This is a genomic window from Mycobacterium sp. D16R24 (assembly GCF_002013385.1).
Taxonomy (GTDB): domain Bacteria; phylum Actinomycetota; class Actinomycetes; order Mycobacteriales; family Mycobacteriaceae; genus Mycobacterium.
The window spans coordinates 70,993-85,572 of the sequence record NZ_MAEV01000024.1 but is presented as its reverse complement, the minus strand read 5'-3'; the positions used below and the strand labels follow the sequence as shown (position 1 = coordinate 85,572).

Sequence of the window (14,580 nt, the reverse complement as noted above, 5' to 3'; positions counted from 1 at the left end):
CCACTTCTTTCAGGTTCCCGCAGGCCACGCTAGGTGTGTCGCCCTGGTGCGGCCCCGGAGCAGCACAGAGTCGCCGTGATCCCAGTGTTTTTGTTCATCGGGATCGGCGAAATACAGCGCGTTGGTGGACGCGAGGAGCCGACTGGGACGGTGTTTGGCCAGTTCGGTAAGCCGAGAAGCCTCATTCACCGGGTCGCCGATCACCGAATACTCGTAGCGTTCGGGTGCACCGACGTTCCCGGCGACGGCAAGCCCGGCCGATACCCCGATCGCGAATTCGAACGGATGCGGGAAATCCTCCGTGAGCCGGTGACGTAACTCGCGTGCGGCGGCCAGGCATGCCGTGGTGGCATCCGGGCGATGCAGCGGAGCCCCGAAGACAGACAGCGCCTCGTCTCCGACGAATTTGTTGACGAAGCCTCCGCGGCTGTCGACGACCTCCACCACGATGCGGAAGAAGTCGTTGAGAATCGTCAGCACTTCCTCGGGGGCGCGATCGGCGGCCATCGAGGTTGACCCAATCATGTCGACGAAGAACACTGCGACATAACGATTTTCGCCGCCCAGGTTGGTGCCTAGCTGCAGTGCCTGGCTGGCTACGTCGGTGCCCACGTGTTTACCGAACAGCTCGCGCAGCTGGCGGCGTTCCTCGCCCACCTGCATCATCCGGTTGAACCCGGCCTGTAGAACACCCAGCTCGCTACCGTCGTAGACATCGACGCGCGCATCGAAGTTACCCTGCGCGACATCGGTAATGGCAGAGCGCAGCTGGCGTACCGGGTCGGCCAGCTGTCCGGCGGTGAGCAGCGCGAGGCCATAGCTGGCGACCAGGGTGGTCGAGACAATGAGAAGGACGGTGAGCGCAAGGCCGCGAGTCGAGGTCAAATCATCTGGCTTCCAGAGGGCCATGCCGCATAGAGCGATGATCCCGATCGCTGGTGCCAGGGTGCCGATCCACCAGCTGAGCCGGACTCGCACGAACACCGAGGGCGCAAACCGGCCATGAAACTCACTGGCGCTCAAAGCCTTTGCTGCGATCGGTCGCAGGATCCGTTCGCCGAGCAGATAGGTCAGGCCGAAGCTGCCCGTCGCGGATTGCAGACAGCCGATGATGGTGGCCAGGGTCCATTTGGAGTCGTGGGCGGCGCCGATGGCGATGAAGACGGTCGCGCCGATGGCCCACCCGCCGAGATGGACCAGCGACTGCTGCAGGGGCGCGGTTAATGCGGTGCGCAGCTCCAGGGCCGTCGGTGGGCCGCCCCGGCAGTACCAGCGGGCGAGGCGATGCTCCATGTGTAGGGCCCAGCCGACGCTCGTCACGACCATGAGGCCGAACAGCGCCCAGAACAAGGGCGGGCCGTTCTCGAAGACCCAGTCATGGGGTGGCTGTTTGAAGGGCATCCAGTGGCGCAGGAAGTAGAACAGCAGCAGCAGGGTCGCGGAGTTGATGCCGACCATCGAGGCCACGAACACGGTCCACCGGGGGCCCAGCACATGCATGGCCCGAAACCATTCGCGCAGCCGTTCCATCACCTAGGTATTCCGATCGGTCTACTTCACTTGTACGCTTCTTTGTCCGCTATGACGAAGCATGCCAGTTCATGCAGGTATTACGGATGCGTATGTGGAGGCTGCGGTCGTGCCACGAAACCTACTGCGCGGTAGGGTTCGGTCCATGACCCAGCGCAGCATGCCGGTCCTCGAAGGAGTGGACCACCAGTACGTACAGGCAGGGGACGTGAAGATTCACGTCGCTGTTGCCGGACCGCAGGATGGACGTCCCGTGGTGCTCTTGCACGGCTGGCCCGAGAACTGGTGGATGTGGCACAAGGTCATTCCCGCCCTGGCTGGCGCCGGATACCGGGTGCATGCCATGGATCTGCGCGGGGCGGGCTGGAGTGAGGTCGCTGCGACCGGCTATGAGAAGGAGCAGTTCGCCTCCGACGTACTGGCCGCGGCCGACGCCCTGGGGCTCGAATCCTTCGACCTGGTCGGACACGACTGGGGTGGCTGGACCGCGCAGTTGGTGGCCCTGAAGGCGCCCTCGCGGATCCGGCGACTGGCCATCCTCAACATCCCGCCGGTATGGCAGGAGCCGGGCCGCGTCGCCCGGCACGCCCACAAGCTGGCCTATCAGCTCGTGGTGGGAGCTCCGCTTGTCGGGCCCCTTTCGCACCTGTCGCCGACCCTGTGGTGGTTCATCCGCCGCAGTGGAATGCCCAAGGACTCGGTGGACTTCTTCCGCGGCTGTTTCCGTGATCGCGACCGCCGGGTGGCGGGATCCAAGATCTACCGATCCATGGTCGGCAAGGAATTCGCCAAACTCGCGCGTGGCCCCTATGACGATCAGAAACTCGCCATGCCGGTGCGGGTGCTGTTCGGGCTAGACGATGTGGCGGTGCATCCGTCGCTGCTCGATGGCTTCACCGACCACGCCGACGACTTGAACATCACGGAGGTGCCCAATTGCGGTCACTTCATCGTCGACGAGCAGCCAGAGCTTGTCGTGAAGTGGCTGACCGAGGTGCTGGCCGAGCCTGCGCCGAAGGGATAGTTGCTGGGTTAGGCTCGCCGCATGACGCACGCTGACGCTGCCGAATCGGTTCATCCGTATGTGCGCAAGGGGGCGGCGTGGGCTTGGCGCCTGCTGGTGCTGCTTGCCTTCGGGCTTACCTTTCTGTGGTTGTTCTGGCACCTCAAGACGATCACCATCCCCCTGTTGCTCGCCCTGATGGGCTCTGCCCTGCTGGTTCCGACAGTCAATTACCTGCAGCGGCATAAGGTTCCGCGCTCATTGGCGGTCGTCGTGGTTCTGCTGACCGGTACCGCCGCGGTCGGCGGGATCCTGACCTTCGTGGTGGACCAGTTCATCAAGGGTCTGCCAGACCTGTCGGCGCAGCTGACTAACAGCATTGAGTCGCTCAAAAATTGGGCGATTCACAGCCGGTTCCACGTCAGCGAGGAGCAGATCGGCAAGGCGGGCGACGCGCTGGTCAATACCATCAAGGACAACCAGGGCAGGGTCACCAGCGGGGCGCTGGCCACGGCCACCACGGTCACCGAGATCATCACCGGCGCCGTGCTGACGTTGTTCACCATCATCTTCTTCCTGTACGGCGGAAAGGAGATCTGGGAGTTCGTCACCCGGATCTTCCCGACGGCGGTGCGGCCACGTGTGCGTCGCGCCGGTGTCCTGGGCTTCGGTTCGCTGATCGGCTACGTGCGCGCCACCGTGGCGGTGGCACTGGTCGACGCCATTGGTATCGGGGTGGGCCTCGCGGCTTTCAGTGTGCCGCTGGCGCTTCCCCTGGCCTCGCTGGTGTTCCTGGGAGCGTTTATCCCGATCATTGGTGCGGCGATCTCCGGTTTTGTGGCGGTTTTCATCGCCCTGATCACCAAGGGCGCCTTCACCGCCGCCATGATCCTGGTCATCGTCATCGTGGTGATGCAGGTGGAAGGCCATGTGCTGCAACCGCTCATCATGGGCCATGCGGTGCAGATCCACGCGCTGGCGGTGGTGCTGTCCATCGCCGCCGGCGGCGTGCTGGGTGGGATCATCGGCGCGCTGTTGGCGGTGCCGACGGTCGCGGTGCTCAATACCGCCATCCGTGCCCTCATCGAGCCCGAGGATTCCGACGATCCGTATCTGGTTGAGGGAGAACAGGAAGCCGAGATCTTCGACCCGGAGATGGTGCCGTCCAATGGCCCCCCGGCGGTCGGTGCCGGTCCGGGCAACGGAGTGCCGGAATTGGGCCCGGCCCCACCCAAGGACTGACGAATTCACATGGCATCCGGAAACGGAACCGTCCCACGCTGGGTAAGCGGTAACGATCCGACGGCATCGCTGTGGCGTGCCGCGCAGGTGTTCCGCTTGGCGAGTTTTGGATACGCGCTGCTGGCCTCACAGCTGGCGTCCTACACCAACTACGAGCGACAAGCGCTGAGCTGGGCACTGTATGCCGGCATGGCGATGTGGACCGGGTTTGCAGCGGTCGCTCTGTCGCGCAACTGGTTCCGGCGCTGGCAGGTGGTGCTCTGCGATCAGGTGATCGTGATCGCGCTGATGCTCGCCGGTCGGCTGGTCGTTGATGTGCAGTGGTACAGCGGGCATCAGACCCTGCCGACCACACTGTGGGTGGCCAACGCCGTGGTTTCCATGGGCCTGTTGCGCGGACAGCTCGCCGGCGTCATGTCCGGTTTCGTCCTCGCCGCGATCAGTATCGCGGCGCGCGGGCTACCCGTAAGCGCACTATGGCTCGACGCCACGATGCCGGCGTTGGTGGTGGTGGGGCTCGCGGTTGGCGCCGCATCGACCACCGCGAAGCGCACGTTCCATGAACTGCGGCGGGCTGAACGTGCGGCCGCGGCTGCGATCGAACGTGAACGGCTCGCGCGTCAAGTGCACGACGGGGTGCTTCAGGTGTTGTCGTACGTGAAGCGGCGAGGCGCTGAGATCGGTGGTCCGACCGCAGAGCTGGCCGCCATCGCCGGTGAACAGGAAGTGGCGCTCCGGGAGTTGATTTCGGGTGCGACCCCGACGATGCTCGCCGATGACGAATTGGTTGATCTGCGCCCGCTCCTGCGCACTCAGGCCAGTACCGCGGTCTCGGTGTCCGCGCCGGGCTCGCCGGTGTTCATCGGTCAGCACATGGCCAGCGAGCTGGCTGCCGTGGTGCGCAGCGCACTGTCCAACGTGGCACTGCACGCCGGGCAGGAGGCGCACGCGTACGTGCTCATCGAGGATCTGGAGGACTCGGTGGTCGTGACGGTCCGCGATGACGGCAGCGGCATCGCGGACGGCAGACTGGATCAGGCAGAGCGTGAGGGGCGGATGGGGGTGTCCCGGTCGATTCTGGGCCGGGTGGCTGATCTCGGCGGGGCAGTCCTGCTGGAGACAGCGCCGGGCGCAGGCACTGAATGGGAGATCACGGTGCCCAAGTCTCAGGAGGTGGGGGTATGACTGAACGTCCGGAAAGCACTGACGACGAACAGATTTCGGTGATGGTGGTCGATGACCATCCCATGTGGCGCGATGGGGTTTCCCGTGACCTACAGGCGGCGGGGCTGCGGGTGGTGGCTACTGCCGACGGGGCCGCCTCGTCCGGCCGGATCGCCGCGACGGTGAAACCCGATGTGGTGCTGATGGATATGCAGCTGACCGACGGCGATGGTGCACAGGCCACCGCCGCGGTGCTGGCGGTGTCCCCGGGTAGCCACATCTTGGTGTTGTCGGCCTCCGCCGAACGCGAGGATGTACTGGAAGCGGTGAAGGCTGGGGCCACGGGTTACCTGGTCAAGAGTGCGTCTGCCGCCGAGCTCATCGACGCGGTGAAGGCAACGGCCAAGGGGCAGGCCGTGTTCACGCCTGGTTTGGCTGGTCTCGTGCTCGGAGAGTTTCGGCGTATGTCGAGTGCTCCGGCGACGGAGACCGACGACACGCCGCGGCTGTCCGAACGCGAAACCGAGGTACTGCGGCTGGTGGCAAAGGGGTTGAGCGCCAAGCAGATTGCCACACGGCTGTCGCTGAGCCACCGCACTGTCGAGAATCATGTGCAGTCCACGCTGCGCAAACTCCAGCTGGGCAACCGGGTGGAACTGACGCGGTACGCCATCGAACACGGATTGGACGAATAGGGCCTTTCAGCTCGCTGTCCCTCACTGGAAGCACCGATGACGCACGTGGTGCGACGATTCGTGCGTCTGGTCCCGCCGGACTAGGGGCGGCGCCGCGCCAGTGTCGGCCGTGAGTGCATCGGAAACCGGAGTCGCTCCTGATGCGAATCGCGGAGGAGATCGACGCAATGGATTCGGTTGCCATTAGGCCGATTCCGTTCCTGGTGACCACGCGCCTCAGGGCATCGATCATCGCGGTGATCCCGCTGTATGTCGCGTGCCTGGCCGTCAGCTACCTGTCCTGTCAGGTGATGGTGCAGATTCTCAGTGGGAGCTCGGTGGGCTCGTACCTGCACTACTTCGGTATCGGCGTCAGCGGTATCGACGTTGTGTACTCGGTTATCAAGACGGTCGTCTTCGTCTGGTTCGCCTCGACTATCCAGTGCTACTACGGCTTCTATGCAAGCGGCGGCCCTGAGGGTGTAGGCATCCGCCGCCGGGCATGCGATGCGTGCGGCTATCACGATCGTGATCGTCGTCAACATGCTGCTCACCATGGCGCTGTGGAGTGTGGACGGCGGCGCGAGGCTGGGTGGCTAGATGCCGAACTCCTTCGAAGTAGACGGCCGGGGTCCATCCGACAGGCAGCTGCTCACGATCGCCGACCCCGAGGCGGACCGACGCTACCCACGAGCCCCCGCGCTGATCCGTACATGCGGTTGGAGCGACACATGGATGACGAAAACGCAACCACACCGAGAAAGCGTCTGCCCCGGGGGCAGGGTTGGCTACTGCGGCAGCAGATCATCGATACCGCGATGGATCTCATCGGTAGGTCCGGCGAGGCACGGGCTCCGTCGGCTCGTGAATTGACACGCGCGCTGGGTATCACGGCACCGTCCTTCTATCGGCACTTTTCGGGCACCGATGAGTTGGCGGACGCGTTGTGCTCAAGGTACTTCGAGCAGCTCGGTGAGGCACTGCAGCGCGTGACGTCCAACATCTCCACGGCGCTCGAACGCCTACACACACTCGGTCTGGCCTATGTGCGCTTCGCCGCACAGAACCCGTTGATGTACCGATTCGCGACCGCGAGACCGCCACGGCGTGGTGGCGAGTCTGACGAGATACTCAACAGCTCGGCCTTCCTGCATCTGCGGGGCGTCGTTCAAGAACTTGTCGACGAGGAGCTGTTCCCGCCGGGCAACACCCTAGAACCGGCGTTGCAGCTGTGGGCGACCACGCATGGGGTCGCCTCGCTACTCGTCATGAGGCCGCAACTGCCGTGGGGCGAGCAGGAGTCCTTTGCATCCCGCGCACATCTGGGACATGTCGCGGCGGAAGCGCCAGACGGTGCTGGTGGTGGTGAGTAGGCCTACCTAGCGCCGTGAGAAACCCCTATGTGCGGCGGTAGGTTTACGCGTTCACCTCGGATCCGGAAGACGCCACGCTGAGAGGCATGACAGATCCACAGTTGCAGCAGATGACCGCGACGCTGGACGAACTCGACGGGCGAGAGCGTGAGCTGCGCGGCGAGATCGATGCGCTGCGGGGCCGGATGGTCGAATGGACACAGGCTGAATACCTTAAAGCGCAACGGTATTGGGATGAATACCGGCGTGCTCAAGGTGTGCCGCTGGCTGCCCCGGCACCCGCGACGCACGTTCCCGTGGCAGCTCCTATACCGCGCGTTCAAGTTTCGGCGCCGACCGCGCCCCCGCCACACGAGCCGTTCTGGTCGCGTGAAGGATTCGCCAGCAAGGCGATGGCCTTCGCGGGTGCGGTGGTGACTCTCGCCGGCGTGGTCATGCTCCTGGTGCTGGCCGCCAAGAGTGGGTACTTCGGTCCGATTCCGCGCATGGCGTCCGGTGCCGTCCTCGCCGCAGGTCTGGTTGGCCTGGGTGTCCGGGTGCAATCGAGGCCCGGTGGACGAGTCGGTGGTATTGCCACCGCAGCAACAGGATTCGCGGCCGCTTTCTTCGACGTGCTGGCGCTCACGGTGATCTACGACAAGATTCCGGTGGTGGCGGGACTGGTCCTCGGGCTAGCCATCGCCGGCGCCGGCCTGGTGCTTGCGCGGCGGTGGAATTCCGAGCCGTTCGCGGCGGGCGTGGTCGCTGCGATCACGCTGCTGGCTCCGTTCCTCACCGATGGGTTTACTGCGGAACTGGCGGCCTTCGCCCTGGTGCTGTTGATTGCGAGCCTGTCCGCTCAGATCGGACGGAATTGGCCTGTGCTGCACGCATTCCGGACCGTTGGCGTCAGCCTCACATTGCTGGCGGCGATTCGTGCCACGGCGGGCGGGGGACAGCCGCACGCCTTGCTCGTCATGGCGGTGCTGACGCTGCTGATCACCCTGGTGGGGTCGCTATGGCTGCTGACCGACGAGCACGGTGCCGGCGACGTCACCTCGTCGGTGATGATTGCCATGGCCTGCATGCCGGGTCTCTACAGCGCCCTCTTCTTCTCCGTGTGGCCGCTGGGTGTGCTGGTACCTGTCGGGATCGCCGCAGTGATGGGGTTGGTGCTGCTGCTGGTGGGCGGTCTTCCGGCACACGCGCGCGTCACCATGGCTGCGGTGGCTGGGCTGGCGCTGCTGCAGGCCTCGGTCGAGGGCAGCAGGGACGCCCTGCTCGTAGTGGTGTTGCTGGCGCTTGGGCTGTCCTTCTCTGCCATTGGATATCAACTGAGGGAGCGTATTTCGCTGGTGCTTGGGCAGGTGTTCGGTGCGCTGGGCGGCGTGGCGTACATCGCGTATGTGCCCCCGAAACTGCTGACCGACTCGGCCAGCGCCGTACATGCGGCCGGTCCACTGCTGATCGTCGCGAGCGTGCTGAGCGCCGCCACGGTCGGCATGGTGATGGCGGCCATGCACCGGGTTGGCTGGGCGAGCCCGCAATCCGCTCCCGTGCGTGGTGTGCTGGCCGGGGTGTCGATGCTGTACGCGGGGACGGCGGCGATTGTGCTCTCCGGTACCGCGCTGCTCGGCGATACCGACGGATTCCTGTTGGGGCATGGTCTGGCGACGGTGTCCTGGATGGCGATCTCTGTGACGCTGCTGCTCGCCGGTCTGCGGCGTTACCGCGAACAGAGCTGGGTCACCAGAACAGGATTCGTGCTCGCGGCGATGGCCGTCGCGAAACTCTTCCTGTTCGACCTGGCCACCCTTGACGGCATCGCCCGGATCGGCGCGTTCATCGTCACTGGTCTACTGCTTCTCGGCGGCGGCACGCTGTATGCCCGTGAATATGCAATGCGTGGCGAGAATTAGCCGTGTTCAGTCGGCCGTTAATCCAAAGGTGCTTTCCAAGGTTCGCGCCCGCTCCGCTGCCAGCAGTCGCGCATCACGTCCGTATGCGTCGCTGCCAATATCTGGGGAGCCCATCTCCAACTCCGATGCGTCCGCATATGCCGTATCGAAGAGGTCATGGAAGACCTGCCATTGGTCGCCAAGGTCCTGAACGGCGTAGACGCCTGCGATGAAATCCTCTCCAGAAGATCCACCTTGCGCATATACGAATAGCAGATCGTTGATTCGGCGCGCCAGATCGGCCTGCTTGGTGAGGTATTCGGGGTCAGGTGACTGGATGCGGATGAGCTTGCCGTAGCGCTCTTCCAGTGCAGGAACTCGCTCTTCGAGCAGACGACGGTGCATTTCCGCTTCGGAGATCTGATGCGGTTCGGAGGGATCAGGAGGCTGATAGGCGGGGACGTAGTCTTCGAGGTCTACGAACATTTCTCGTACCGTCGGGTCGTCGACACCTGGATCGGTAATGAATCGGGATCTCAGCGACATGAAATCTCGGGCGTAAATTCGTGCCGTTATTGTTCCACCGAGATACTGCCCGACCAATCTTCCCAGTGCAGAAAGGTATGCGGGCGCCTCCGATTGGTGCGCTTCGTGGGTCATGTCACCAGAACCTTCCACCGCTCAGCAGTCCTTGGTACTGCTGAGTGGTCATCTCCCAGCACGACCAGAATTCGCCATTGGGCCTCTGCATTACCATCTTTCTCGTAACTGGATTATAGGTAACCACCGCCGGTCCTTGCCCGTGATAATCGGGAACGCTGATCCGCTTGTTCGCGGGATCGTCAAGAAACCCTTCTATGGCCTTTTGGAATTTTCCTATGTTCTCTTTGTTTCTGTTTCCTTCGATGCCGAACATGTCTTTCGCATGTGAATCATATTTCTTGTCCAGATTGTTTTTCTTGTAGGTGATTTGGAGTTTCGGAGGTTCTGGCGTCTTTGTCTTTCCTGGGCGTAGGGCCTTGGGAAGTTTCGAAGCCAGCTCATCCATCTTGCCTTTGAGCTTGGTAACCCCTTCGGCAACCCGTCGGCCTGTCTTCGAGATCTTGGCGGCGGTTGCGATTGCCTCAACGAACTTCTTGATTTTCTGTGCGGTCTTTGTGATGCGCCAGGCGGCAACGCCAGCACCGGCCGCACTCGCGATACCAGCGGTGACGAATGAGAGCGCGATCCCTACCGCCATAGACGCGGCCTGTTCAATGAGCATCTGCTCGACGGCGTCTTTGATGTCTTGACGCAGCTTGTTGAGTGTTTCCTTGAAGTCTCCGCAACTCGGGCCGACGGCGTCTACCGCCTTGCCGATCTCGATGACCGAGTTCTGGATTTCGGCGTATTCGGCCTCGATGAGATCAATCTCGGGACTCTTGTCTTCGACGATTGTGTCTCGCCCGGCTGCCAATACGTCGATCGCCCCACGCAGGTCATCGTTGGCGAAGCTCTTCCACGCGGACTGCGCGGTTTCGAGCTTTCCCGTGTCGCCGTTGGGAATTGGGACGCCGATTTCACCAACAAGGTCGATCACCCCTTGGAGGCCCGCTCCTGAATCGCCGATCGATGACGGTGGAGCTTCCGCTTGGACCGTGGTTGGTGATCCTTCACTGGCGCGCTCTTCGCCGGGAAGCGTTCCCGTTAGTCCATCGGCCTCGCCCCAGTTGTAGGCCGTCTGTTTCAGTCTGGCGGAGAAGCTGACGAGGGCTGCTGTGGTGCTGTTGATGCCCTCGATGATGCTTTTGGCGGCCTCGTCATACTCCGTGCCCCATTGTTTCCCGGCGACATCACTACCAGCCATCGAGTCAGTGCCTTCGAGAGCGAGTGTGAGTGCGCTAGCGCCCTGCGACAGAAACTTGGATGCGTCGTCCAGGTCCCGCGCGATGCTGAAATAGTTCCGGTAGACGATCTCGGTCGTCATCAGTCAAACATCGATCTATTGACCGCGCGAGCATCGTCATACGCTTGCCCAACTCCCGCCAGCCACTTCGACATCTCGCCAAGTACATCTTTCAGTTCCGCAGCTGCCTTCAACCATTCCCTCGTGTTTTCGCGGAACTGATCACCAGCTAAACCTTGGAAGGATTGTTCGGATCTGTCGACCTCGGCCGTGACCTTATGGACAGCCTCGGCGACGTGGTCGCCATACTCCGTCAGCGCACGCGAAGTGTTGTCTATGTGCTCACTGTCGAACACGAGTCTGTCGATCATGTGGTGATCTGCCCGTCCGCAGCGGACAAGCGCGCAGTACTGACTTGTTCCTGTGCGAGGTACGCATCGACGTTGTTCATGATCTTCTTCGGTATCTCGTCCAGATGCTTCAGGATCTTTTCTGCTTGAGATACCAATGCCTCGTACTGGTCATCGAATTCCTCGGCGCGATTACCAAGCCACCCCTCATTCAGGACGGATGCAGCGCTGTCGAGTGTCTGCCAACCCTTCTGGGATGCGTCGGCCATCGCGCGTACGACTGTTGCGGTGATGTGCAGGTCGTCGCTATCAATCAGCATTGTTATCCCTCCCCGTGGGTATGGCGAAACCCTAACTGGGGGCCATCAAGATCGCCACCGGTGGCCGAGCTGATATCGATGAGCACACCGGCCGCGCAACGCCATACGCGAATCTCATCTCAGCGAGAGATGGTCAGGTCAGCCGCCGCGTTAGATGCGGCGACCCTCGCGACGCAGCAGATCCTGGGCGCTGACGCTGCCGCCGCGGCTACGGCGAGTGGCCTCGTCCGCTTCCTGCTGTTGCTGTGGCGTGCGCTTCTGATCACGACTCTGTCCGGAAGCCGGTAATGCCTCCGTCGCATCAGCCGCGGGGGGAGTGGGCTGGGGAGGACGCGGAGCCCGGGGTGGACCCTGCCGCGTGGCACCCGGGGTGGCGATCGGCATCGCCGTCGTCGCGTCCTCAGCCGGAGTGCTGTTGGCACGGTTCGGCTGCGGCGGTTGCGGCGTGGACTGAGGAGGCTTAGAGACGGGTATCGCGGTGGTCGCATCCCCCGACTCGGCGGCCGGTCCGGAGCCGGGCTGCTTGGGACCGCGCAACTCGCCGAGCCACGACTCGATCTCTCTGTCGGCATTGCGGCGGTCCGGGCGGTGCGTTCCGGCGACGCTGCTGCGGGTGGTCGGAGCGTCGGGGCCAGTGGGGTTTCCACCGGGTACGCGCGTGGTGGGCGCATCGGTGGGAGCAACGTTTTTGCCGGGCACCGACATCCGCGTCGTCGCGGGTGCGTCGCCTCCGGCATTGCCCGCCAGGCTGACCGGTGTGGTCGGGGGAGCGGGAGGAGTCGGCGTGGGCCGGGCTGGAGCCGACGGATCATGTTGGCGCGCTGTGGGTGTCGAGGGCAACCGGGTGCGCTCGGAGGCGATCGCCAGCTTGGTGGTGCGTGCGTTGGACCCGACCGGAGAGGTCGCCGCCGCGATGGCCTGTTCGCGGCCGGTCGGGCGCTTGCGCTCGTCGGGGAGGGTGACTTCACCGAGGCCGAGTTTGACCTGGACACGCTTCATCCACGCCGGTGCCCACCAGCAGTCGTCACCGAGCAGCTTCATGACCGCCGGGATGAGCAGCATGCGGACCACGGTGGCGTCAAGGATCAGCGCGGCGATGAGACCGAAGGCCAGGTATTTCATCATCACCAGATCGGAGAAGGCGAAGCCGCCGGCCACCACGATCAGAATCAGCGCGGCCGCGGTGATGATGCGCCCGGTGTTGGCGGTACCCACGCGTACGGCCTCGGTGGTCGACAGCCCCTGGTGCCGCGCCTCGATCATGCGGGACATCAAGAATACTTCGTAGTCACTGGACAGGCCGTAGATGACGACGATGATCAGCACGATGACCGGCGCGGTGAGCGGGGTCGGGGTGAAGTTCAGCCACGTGGAGAAGTGGCCGTCAACGAATATCCAGGTCAGGATGCCCATGGTGGAACCCAGACCAAGGGCGCTCATGACGGCCGCCTTGATGGGCAGCACCAATGAGCCGAACGCCAGGAACATCAGGATCGTGGTGACGCTGATCAGAATCACGATCACCAGCGGAAGCTTGTCGAACACGGTGTCGATCGAGTCCTGCTCGAGTGCGGGAGTACCGCCGACATACATCGTGACGCCCTTGGGGACGGACATCGCTCGAAGCTCTTTGACCTTGGCCCCGGCGGTGTCGCGATTGATCAAGGCGTTCTGGATGACCTTGACGCTGGCGTCGCCATCGGTCTTGACCGACTGACGGCGCTGCCACATCTGAGTCTTGTCCCCGCCGGGCTCGACAAACCCCGGAACCTTCATCGCATCGGCCCGGATCTGATTGAGCTGCGAGTCGGTGGCGCCCTTGGTGACGATAGTGATGGTCTCGGTACGGAAGCCAGGGAAGAGTGTGTCGAAGTCCTCTTGTGCCATGCGAACGGAATTCGTTGGCGGCAGGTACTTTTCACTGAACCCGCCGAGTTTCAGATTGCCCAGCGGGATGATCAGCAGCAGCATCACGATGACGATCGGTACGGCGAACACCAACGGCCGCTGCATCACGAAGACAACGGTGCGTCCCCAGAAGCCGTTCTCCAGCTCCTCGCGCGACTTGGTGCGGCTGAACCGCTTGATGCTCAGGGCATCGACATGCCGCCCGAGAACACCCAGACACGCGGGCAGCACGGTGACCGCCAGAATCGCGGCGAGCAGCACCGAGGCGATACCCGCGTACGTCAGCGACCTCAGGAACTGCTGCGGCACGATCAGCATCGGCATCAGGGCGGCCGCGATCAGGGTGGCCGAGAACATGACGGTGCGGCCCGAGGTGATGACGGTGCGACGGACCGCGGTTTCGGTGTCGTAGCCCTCGGCGATCTCCTCGCGGAAACGGCTGACGATGAATAGCGAGTAGTCGATGGCGATGCCCAGGCCGATGAGTGTGACCACCGGCTGAGCGAAGAAGTGCACCGGAGCGAACAGCGTGATCAAACGCATGATTCCGAGTGCGCCGGCGATGGTCAGGCCGCCCACCATCAGGGGCAGGCCGGCGGCGATCACACCACCGAAGACGAAGAACAACACGACGGCCATGACAGGCAGCGACAGGACCTCCATGCGCTGCTGGTCCTTACCGATGGTTCCGGTCAGCTCACTCGCGACCGGCTGCAGCCCGGCCAGCTGGATATCGACACCGTTGAGCAGGAACTTGTTCTTCGCGGGGTCGTCGTCCTTGTCCGGATTCGACAGGGCCTTGTAGTTGTTGAGGATGGTGTCGTCATCGTCGCCGTTGAGGCTGACCGAGACGAAGGTGTGCTTACGGTCGTCGGTCACCATCCGTTTGACGGTGGGGTCTGTGCTGGTGGGGGCGCGTAACCAGCCGGCCCAGCCGTAGACCTCGTCCGGGTTGTCCTTCTGAAGCTGGTTGAAGTGGTCGGTGACCTTCTTCTGGAAGTCAGGATCATCGACGGTCTTGCCCTCGGGGGCCGCGATGACGGCGACGACGTGGGTGGTTCGGTCACGTCCCAGCGCGTCATCGGCCATCACGGAGGCCTTCACGGACTCGCTGTTGTCGGCGAAGAAACCGCTCTGCGTCACGTGGTCGCCGAGCGTTATCCCGAACAGCCCGGAACCCAGGCAGATCGTGACGAACGCGGCAACGACGATGAACCGATACCGGTACACCATTCGGCCCCACCAGGCGAACAC

At 63.4% G+C, this 14,580-nt stretch carries 12 protein-coding genes and 1 pseudogene; 7 read left to right on the top strand and 6 right to left on the bottom strand.

Annotation, left to right across the window (positions count from 1 at the left end; translation table 11 throughout):
- Positions 1-9: 9 nt before the first annotated feature.
- Positions 10-1,533: an adenylate/guanylate cyclase domain-containing protein gene (locus B4383_RS20545; protein ID WP_078293005.1), complete on the bottom strand. Its 1,524-nt coding sequence runs from the start codon at positions 1,531-1,533 to the stop codon at positions 10-12.
- Between the two features lie 142 nt (positions 1,534-1,675).
- Between B4383_RS20545 and B4383_RS20540 the strand changes: the two genes are divergently transcribed.
- The 7 genes and pseudogenes from B4383_RS20540 to B4383_RS20510 all read left to right on the top strand — a co-directional run bounded on the left by B4383_RS20540 (position 1,676) and on the right by B4383_RS20510 (position 8,884).
- Positions 1,676-2,554: an alpha/beta hydrolase gene (locus B4383_RS20540; protein WP_078293006.1), complete on the top strand. Its 879-nt coding sequence runs from the start codon at positions 1,676-1,678 to the stop codon at positions 2,552-2,554.
- Positions 2,555-2,575: 21 nt separating this feature from the next.
- Positions 2,576-3,775 carry an AI-2E family transporter gene (locus B4383_RS20535; protein ID WP_078293007.1) on the top strand — a complete coding sequence of 400 codons (1,200 nt, stop codon included), beginning with the start codon at positions 2,576-2,578 and terminating at the stop codon, positions 3,773-3,775.
- Positions 3,776-3,784: 9 nt separating this feature from the next.
- Positions 3,785-4,960, top strand: a complete 1,176-nt coding sequence (locus tag B4383_RS20530) for an ATP-binding protein (protein ID WP_078293008.1) — start codon at positions 3,785-3,787, stop codon at positions 4,958-4,960.
- Between the two features lie 41 nt (positions 4,961-5,001).
- Positions 5,002-5,634 carry a response regulator transcription factor gene (locus B4383_RS20525; protein WP_078293070.1) on the top strand — a complete coding sequence of 211 codons (633 nt, stop codon included), beginning with the start codon at positions 5,002-5,004 and terminating at the stop codon, positions 5,632-5,634.
- Between the two features lie 140 nt (positions 5,635-5,774).
- Positions 5,775-6,213, top strand: a pseudogene (locus tag B4383_RS20520) (ABC transporter permease); the annotation flags it as partial.
- Positions 6,214-6,344: 131 nt separating this feature from the next.
- Positions 6,345-6,986: a TetR/AcrR family transcriptional regulator gene (locus B4383_RS20515; RefSeq protein ID WP_078293009.1), complete on the top strand. Its 642-nt coding sequence runs from the start codon at positions 6,345-6,347 to the stop codon at positions 6,984-6,986.
- 86 nt (positions 6,987-7,072) lie between these two features.
- Positions 7,073-8,884 (top strand): DUF2339 domain-containing protein, encoded by a 1,812-nt coding sequence (locus B4383_RS20510; protein ID WP_078293010.1) that lies wholly within the window; start codon positions 7,073-7,075, stop codon positions 8,882-8,884.
- Positions 8,885-8,890: 6 nt separating this feature from the next.
- Here the strand turns inward: B4383_RS20510 and B4383_RS20505 are convergent, their stop codons facing one another.
- The 5 genes from B4383_RS20505 to B4383_RS20485 form a co-directional block, all read right to left on the bottom strand.
- Entirely contained in the window at positions 8,891-9,523 is a 633-nt protein-coding gene (locus B4383_RS20505; protein ID WP_078293011.1) for a hypothetical protein, read from the bottom strand.
- A gap of 1 nt (position 9,524) precedes the next feature.
- Entirely contained in the window at positions 9,525-10,829 is a 1,305-nt protein-coding gene (locus B4383_RS20500) for a colicin D domain-containing protein (RefSeq protein WP_078293012.1), read from the bottom strand.
- Positions 10,829-11,119 (bottom strand): WXG100 family type VII secretion target, encoded by a 291-nt coding sequence (locus tag B4383_RS20495; protein WP_078293013.1) that lies wholly within the window; start codon positions 11,117-11,119, stop codon positions 10,829-10,831. Before B4383_RS20495 ends, B4383_RS20500 begins: the two co-directional genes overlap by 1 nt.
- Positions 11,116-11,418: a WXG100 family type VII secretion target gene (locus B4383_RS20490; RefSeq protein ID WP_078293014.1), complete on the bottom strand. Its 303-nt coding sequence runs from the start codon at positions 11,416-11,418 to the stop codon at positions 11,116-11,118. Before B4383_RS20490 ends, B4383_RS20495 begins: the two co-directional genes overlap by 4 nt.
- A 150-nt stretch (positions 11,419-11,568) precedes the next feature.
- Positions 11,569-14,580, bottom strand: coding sequence for an MMPL family transporter (locus B4383_RS20485; RefSeq protein ID WP_078293015.1), 3,012 nt, complete (start codon positions 14,578-14,580; stop codon positions 11,569-11,571).